This window comes from Pseudomonas persica, assembly GCF_900291015.1.
Lineage (GTDB): Bacteria > Pseudomonadota > Gammaproteobacteria > Pseudomonadales > Pseudomonadaceae > Aquipseudomonas.
On record NZ_OLKL01000252.1, the window covers coordinates 1 to 253 of the forward strand.

Below are 253 nucleotides of genomic sequence, written 5' to 3' on the forward strand. Positions count from 1 at the left end.
AGCAATAGCAACACGTTGTTGTTCTCCCCCTGACAACTGCGATGGCAAGTGATCGATACGATGTCCAAGACCAACCGACTCTAACAGCGCCTTAGCTTTCTCAGTATCCTCATCTTCTCCCTTCAACAGGCAAGGTAATGTCACATTACCCAAAGCAGATAGACTTGGAATCAACAAAAAACTTTGGAAAACGAAACCCAAATGGTCACTACGTATCTTGGCTCTAGCCTCATCATCAAGACCAGATATGCTT

Annotated in this window: 1 protein-coding gene; it reads right to left on the minus strand. The window is 44.7% G+C overall.

Annotation, left to right across the window (positions count from 1 at the left end):
• Positions 1-253: ATP-binding cassette domain-containing protein (locus FQ664_RS26465; RefSeq protein ID WP_144175945.1), on the minus strand; the 253-nt coding region annotated here is incomplete at both ends.